8 protein-coding genes are annotated in these 6,704 nt (G+C 46.1%); all 8 read right to left on the minus strand.

Annotation, left to right across the window (positions count from 1 at the left end; all coding sequences use genetic code 11):
• On the minus strand, positions 1-438 hold a 438-nt coding region (locus IKG78_RS14930; protein ID WP_290944885.1), incomplete at its 3' end, for a hypothetical protein.
• Positions 439-451: 13 nt separating this feature from the next.
• The gene (locus IKG78_RS14935) at positions 452-766 is read right to left on the minus strand and encodes a hypothetical protein (protein WP_290944887.1); all 315 of its coding nucleotides are present in this window, start codon (positions 764-766) and stop codon (positions 452-454) included.
• On the minus strand, positions 753-2,339 hold the full coding sequence (locus IKG78_RS14940) for a phage portal protein (RefSeq protein ID WP_290944889.1): 1,587 nt from the start codon (positions 2,337-2,339) through the stop codon (positions 753-755). Before IKG78_RS14940 ends, IKG78_RS14935 begins: the two co-directional genes overlap by 14 nt.
• 12 nt (positions 2,340-2,351) lie before the next feature.
• Complete coding sequence (locus IKG78_RS14945) at positions 2,352-3,434, minus strand: GH25 family lysozyme (RefSeq protein WP_290944891.1); 1,083 nt, start codon at positions 3,432-3,434, stop codon at positions 2,352-2,354.
• Positions 3,431-4,156 (minus strand): papain-like cysteine protease family protein, encoded by a 726-nt coding sequence (locus IKG78_RS14950; protein ID WP_290944893.1) that lies wholly within the window; start codon positions 4,154-4,156, stop codon positions 3,431-3,433. Before IKG78_RS14950 ends, IKG78_RS14945 begins: the two co-directional genes overlap by 4 nt.
• A gap of 111 nt (positions 4,157-4,267) precedes the next feature.
• On the minus strand, positions 4,268-4,516 hold the full coding sequence (locus IKG78_RS14955; RefSeq protein ID WP_366075576.1) for a phage holin: 249 nt from the start codon (positions 4,514-4,516) through the stop codon (positions 4,268-4,270).
• 85 nt (positions 4,517-4,601) lie between these two features.
• Positions 4,602-5,972: a PBSX family phage terminase large subunit gene (locus IKG78_RS14960; protein ID WP_290944898.1), complete on the minus strand. Its 1,371-nt coding sequence runs from the start codon at positions 5,970-5,972 to the stop codon at positions 4,602-4,604.
• 2 nt (positions 5,973-5,974) lie between these two features.
• Positions 5,975-6,637 carry a hypothetical protein gene (locus IKG78_RS14965; RefSeq protein WP_290944900.1) on the minus strand — a complete coding sequence of 221 codons (663 nt, stop codon included), beginning with the start codon at positions 6,635-6,637 and terminating at the stop codon, positions 5,975-5,977.
• Between the last annotated feature and the right edge of the window lie 67 nt (positions 6,638-6,704).

A 6,704-nucleotide genomic window follows, 5' to 3' on the forward strand; every position in this document is an offset into this window, starting at 1 on the left:
ATTGCCCCAAATCGCGCTAGACAAATTCCAGCCGTTTTCGTACAACTGCCCTGTTACAAGCTGATTCACAACGGTTGTGGGAATCGAATTGTAAGCAGCGGCAACCGCCATATGCTCGAAACCAAGACTGACGGTATAAGCCGTCAAAGAACTTACAACCGATTCTGAAACAGTGTACAAGGCTTCTTTGGAACTCTGGTAAACGCCGTTTGAAACAACGTGTGATTGCTCTGTAACGGCTTGCCGCAATTGCTTGTACTGCAATTCGCGCATCAAAGCGCTCTGCGTATCCTTGCCAGCCCAAAACTTAGCCTGTTCGCCCAACTCATCAGCCCATTCGGTATACAGATTAGAAATGTGCTGATACTGAGCAGCCGTGATAGCGTCACGTGCCGCCTCTGCATCTTTCAAAATGACCTTAGATTCATGAAACGCCACGCAACGCCACCCCCTAACAAATCTCTTTCAAAATCGGCTTAGTATAACCATCGGGCAATCCCAAATCATGCCATGCCTGAAATACAGCATCTTCGAAATGCCTACCGAAATAAGCATCACCTGACGCTATACCGTGCTTTCTAAGCGCTTGCAATGCCGTCTTGCGCCTATAGTTGCGCAAACGCCCGCAAATCGGCTTCTGACGGTTTCCAGACAATCTCAAACACATATCGTTGCCGTCAATCCAAAGTTCGCACTTGCTGAGCAAATAGCTTTTATCTACGAACGTCCATTTGATTTGACACTTGCAATCATCACTCAGAAACATTGCCTGACCCATCTGAGGCGCTTTCTAAGGCGTTATCTTCTGCATCGGGATATGGAACCACATCACCGCCCATAGCACCGCCCAAAAGCGCCGAATCCTCTAACACTTGACGTTCTTTCGCCATCTGCTCCAATTCCTCGTTAACTTCGTCATCGGTAAGACCAAACCACTTCTGCATATACGACTTACGCGATTTGACCTGAGAATTAACCTCTGACAAATCCTGTTGCTTTTCCTCAATCTCATCTTCGGGCAAACTAGAATTCTGCTCGATGCTGATTTCATATGCAACGGGAACAATCGTATCGTTCAGATAATCGACAACGGTATTCGGATACTGCATAGCGCCCTGAATGAGAACGTCAATCAAACGGCGCAATTGTGGTGCCCACATTTTCATTTTCTCTTTGCAACGCACAATCAAAGGCCAGTAAACCGCTTTGAGCGCCTTACCGCTCGTTATCGCGCCCGTCATGCTTTCAAGCGTGATATTCGGCATATCAACCTGCTCGTAACCAACAGTCTTGATACGGTCTAACGTCGTTTTGAGCGCTTCTGAATAGCTCATGTTCGGTTCTAACATACCGACTTGTGGCGTAGGATGGTCTAGGTTCTGGTCTGAACCCAAATCCCAAAAAGCACCCGCCGCCGTACTCAAATCCTTAGTAGAATTAGGCTCCATATCGACGGCATACTTAACTGGATTCATGCTCTTGCGCTCTGCATCCGTATCAGCATTTGCGAGTTTCGAATAATACGATTCGTAATCCTTCAAAATCTCGATTTCCGATTCGCCCTTATCCTCGCCGGTAAGACCGTCATTGACGAAAACGGCAACGGGAATCGTGTCAAGCTTAATCGGCTGTTCCGTCGTTACCTCTTCGATTAGAGCGCCCGCGCCATCGAAAAGCGTTTCCTCTAAGTAGACAACGCCATCGTCTTTCAAAACGAATTTCTTTTTGAAAATACGCTTATCCGACAATGTAAGCGAATCACGAACGATGATGAACGCAACGAATTTCGTTATAACGTTCGGATTGCCCATTTTCGTATCGTAAACGAACTGCGTTGCGGGCAAAAACGTTACCGTAACGCCGTCATCCTCATTGAAGTTAACCAAGCCCGCAACACGCTTTCCGATAAAGCAATCTTTAGCCGCCTTGATTAACTGCTCTTCAAACATATTGGAATCGAGAACGGTTTTAACCAAGTCATTCAAAACGGTAATCGACTTAGCAGCCTCTTCGCTCGTCTTGCCCAAATCGCCCTTAGCTTCAACCTGAATCGTCGGCGGTTCTGCGAAAAGGAAACGCGCCTCTTTGTCAATCAGAGATTTAGCCATCTTGTAACGCAACGTAGCAGGCACGTAATCACCGTTTGAACCCTCTACCGAGAACTTAGCGCCATCCTTGTAAATTCGGTAATACTCGCAAATCTGCGTGAACTCGTCCAACGTGTCTTTCGCCGAACCTTCTATTTCCGCATTCAGCAAACCATATGGAATGCGATTGTACGCTTTAATTACCTCCGTGCTGTTGCGCTGCTCGTTAACGGCTTTAATCTCGTCTGACATTTCAATCACCAACTAAAGCAACTCGTTAACACGCGCTTGCACGGCGTTGTAATCGTAACCGGCATTCTGCAAACGGTTCTTTCGGTCATTGCCGTTGCCCCATTTGCCTTGAATGACCTCATACGCCAATTCATCGACTGATTTTGAATTGAGAAATTCATTCACACGGGCTTGCACAGCGTCATAATCGTAACCAGCGCCATTCAGCGCATTCCTACGCGCATCGCCATTGCCCCACTTGCCATCTATGACCTCATGCGCCAACTCGTCAACGGATTTCGTATTAGAACCGCCTACCAACTCGTTAACGCGATTCTGAACCGCATTGTAATCATACCCGGCAGCGGTAAGGCGATTCTTACGGTCATCGCCGTTACCCCACTGACCGTTTAGAACTTCCTTTGCAAGTTCGTCAACAGACTTAGAACCGCCCTGAGACGGCTTCACATCGCCTGTACCGCCCGCAAACTTGTTCCAAGCAACCATATCCCCATAGAAGATATCAAGGTCTAAAAGACCGTCATAACCGCCCAAACGACCACTAGAAGTGTACTGATGGATAGCCCAACCCGGAAACGCGCCAACGCCGTATCCATCCGTCCACGGGTCATCCTGATAGCCCGTTTCATCGTAATTCGGATACTGAGCCATCCAAAGAGCGTAATCAGGCGCAACAGCAGACCAATCATATTCACGGCAAACTGACTTGCTCATGTAAATCATCGGACGCACGCCCGTAAGTTCATAAACACGGTCAAGCCAACGTTTAACCCACTCCGGGCCTTGCGCCAAAACGTTCAAATCATAATCGCCCGCATTTTCCCAATCAAGGAAAAGAACGGCCTTGCCGATATAACCACGTATATTATCGACAAAGAAATCAGCCTGTGCAATCGGGTCACCTGTACGCGCAAAATGATAAACGCCAACGCCCTTTCCCTGAGCTAAAGCCGCTTGCACGTATCCGTCACACGTCCAATCAACAAAACCTGTTCCCTCAGTTGCTTTCGCAATCATAAAATCAAAAGGAACATCGTAAAGATTGATGCCCTCTTGATGATTCGCTATATCGATACCATGCAATGCCACTATCACACACCTTCTTTCACTGTGTAAAAATACGTCCAGCAATCCATATTCTCGAAATCGTAAATCGAATAACGCGCTTCTGAATTCTCTTGGTTATACGGGTCACGAATTTCAACGTATTCATCACCGACACGGTAAATCACGATTATATGCCCGTCATACCATTCGTTGCCTAACTGACCGTTAACGCCCGCCCAAACGACAGCTTGGGAATAATCGTTGTTAACCTCAGCCAATGCGCGTTTCACGTTCCAATACTGCTCTGAAACATCGAAACCGTATTTCTCATGCAGATAATCGCCGAACAGCTCCATATCGTTTACAAGCGTTCCATCGTCTGCATAAACCATGCAATTGCTGCCAACCTGATAAACCAAATCAAAAGGCATGCAACGCTCACCTGTGAACCATTCAACCGTCATTGCAGCACAAGTAAGCCCGCAACCGCTAATTCCAATCGTATTGTTTCCATACGGAACATTCGACCAACTCTGTTGCGTTTGCAAATACAACGGCATTTGATATTTCCTAGAAGCATTCGCGCTTTTCGAACTAGAACTAGAAGATTCTGAATAAGGCACGTCATTTGCCTCCATAACCTTCATTTCTGTTTGCTCTGTTTTCTCGCTACGCGCCTTGACAGCTTCATTCATCGCGTGCATCGAATCGTTGAACGCCCATAGAGCGAACGCCGAAACGAAACTAGCGAGAACTAACACGAAAATCATCACACATGCTATCGAAAAGCGCTCTGATTTCTTCTCAGAAGCTTTCTCGCGCTTTCTCACGCTCTTTCTCTGTTTCGGCATATTCCAATCACGCGACATTTCGACACCGCCTTAATTCGGCTCTGTGTACGTAAGAGCGCGTGCGCTATCGGAAAAGCCCTTGGTTGTCGGGTCAACGATGATACCGAGGATACCGAGAATCATGAACACCGTTTCGACAATTGCGAGGATTTGCGCTTGCAACGTTTCGAAATTGAGCGTGAAACCAAACATAGCCGCGATTTGCTGAACCAGCAGAAGAATCATCGGGATAATCGCCATCCAAAACCATTTCGATTTAAGGCGCACAGCCCAATTAATACCGCTTGCATCCGGGTCAATCGTATATGCCTCTACCTCTTCAACGTCCTCGTAAGTCTTATCGTCTGCCATTTCAAAACACCACCTAACCAGCTTTAGAGTAATATTTCCTATCCTTGTAATCTGCAACCGTAACCGTATCCAATCCATACCAAATCGCGCTGAAAGTGTGCGGGTCGATATTGAACTGGTCATAAATCACGTTGCCCTTAGCATCCTTTTTGTAAGTTAAATCTTTTAGCTCACGAATCGTGTTTTTGCATTTTGAAGATACTATTACTTTCTTGAACCGCTTCACTTTTCGTGTGTTCGATAACCGCGAACCAACGAACTTGTTCTTACAAGCGCGGATTCTGAAACCCTGTTGCCTGTAATACTGAATAGCTTTCGGGTCTGCATTGTCTGCAACGATAATCCCATTGCTCAACCCCATAGCCGCAACGTCGTTAACACGCCGCCTCAACTTCTGCATTTCGGGCAAAGCTGCGAATTTGTCATCCGTGATATGGTTCATGTAGATTTCATCCCACACGTACAGAACTTGATTCTCGCGGTCTACGCTCATGCACACAACGGCATTGAACGATTCTTCGAAACCAAAGTCAAATCCGAAATACATATTCTGAAAGCCCAATTCCATGACTTTCTTTTTCATTTGGTCTGCGCGTTTCGAAATTCGCATTTGCGGTAATACTCGCGTACCAGTTGCGCCAAAACGCCCCCAACGCGCCACCATGTAAAGCGGATAATCGTAATGCCTCAAATCATCCAAACGCTTTATGTAGCGCCACGGCAACCAAGGATTATCAGACGGCGTTGAATGATGATAGTAAACGCCATTTTTACCTATTAGCTCTTTGCGCTCATAGAATTTCTCTTCATCCATGATTAAGCGCTCTTTGCCGTCATCATCCGTGAATTTGAAAAAGCGTTGGTAAATCCAGTTTTCACGACCAACCGGGTTACAGCTCAAAAAGAAATGCATTGAAACATCAGGCGTTCGCAAACGTCCCTGCAATTCCTGAAACGCCGAATACTTGATTTCGCTTGCCTCTTCCAACCACACGATAGAAACGCCGTTGATTGATTTCACTTTCTCAGGCTTATCCATACCGCGAAATATGATTGTCGAACCATTGGGAAATCTGAAACGCAATGGCGATAACTGACCCCATACGCGATTCTTCTTCCTGTAAAACTCAGAACGGTTTTCGGTATACAAGCCCATATCCAAGAGTATTTCGCGGAATAGGTCATAACACGAATCGGCTATTGTCTCGTAAACCTCGCGAACGACCAACACCTTTCGCTTTTCCTCTAGGCATTTCAAAATGATTTTGAAAGCAATGTGATAGCTTTTACCGCTACCGTATCCACCGCAAAGCAAATACGTTTCATAATCCCAATCGAAAACGAAACCGCTGAAAGCCGGGGCAATCTTCTTAGTGATTTTCACTTTCAATCACCCCAATCATCATCGTCATCCCAATCGTCGTTTTCATCGTAAAAAGTAGTTTTAGCAGCCTTTTCTTTCGTTTTACGCGCTTTTTCAGCCTTTTCACGCTCTTTTTGGGCTTTTTCCTGTTCCGTGCTTTTTCGGATTCTGACCGATTCGTTAACCGTATCGTCGTTTTCTTCATCATCGGTTGACTTGTTCACAACCGTAATCTGAATCGACGTATCCTCATCGGACAAATCCAAAACGTTATCGCGGTTCTTTTTCCATTTCTTAGGCAATCGATTATACAACCATACTTGCGCCGCTGTTGTATTGGGCGCAATTTCGCGTTCCGTGGTTTCCTCACGTTCTTCTACCACAACGCCATCACGCATGATTAGCGTTACTTTTGATTCTGTTGTCTTGTAGCCTAGAGCTGATTTAAGCAAAGCGTTTTCGACTTTGTAATCAACCAACTCACGACCATTGCGCAACGCTTCTTTTAGCTCAGGGTATTTGTTTAACCATTTGCTGAATGTTGATTCGCCTATTCCTATCTTTTCCGAAATATCGGCATTAGTAAAACCGTCACGCGCCCAACACTCAATAAGCATCAAGTTCTCTTCGTCCTCTACCCATTCAGCAGCTTTGGAAGAATTGCGCCCCCGCGCACTTGATGCCATCGAATGCACCGCCTTTCGTTTGTTTCCCTTTTAATACGCAAAAAGACGGCTATTTCTAGCCGCCTGA

The sequence above is a fragment of the Fibrobacter sp. genome (assembly GCF_017545445.1).
Classification (GTDB): Bacteria; Fibrobacterota; Fibrobacteria; order Fibrobacterales; family Fibrobacteraceae; genus Fibrobacter.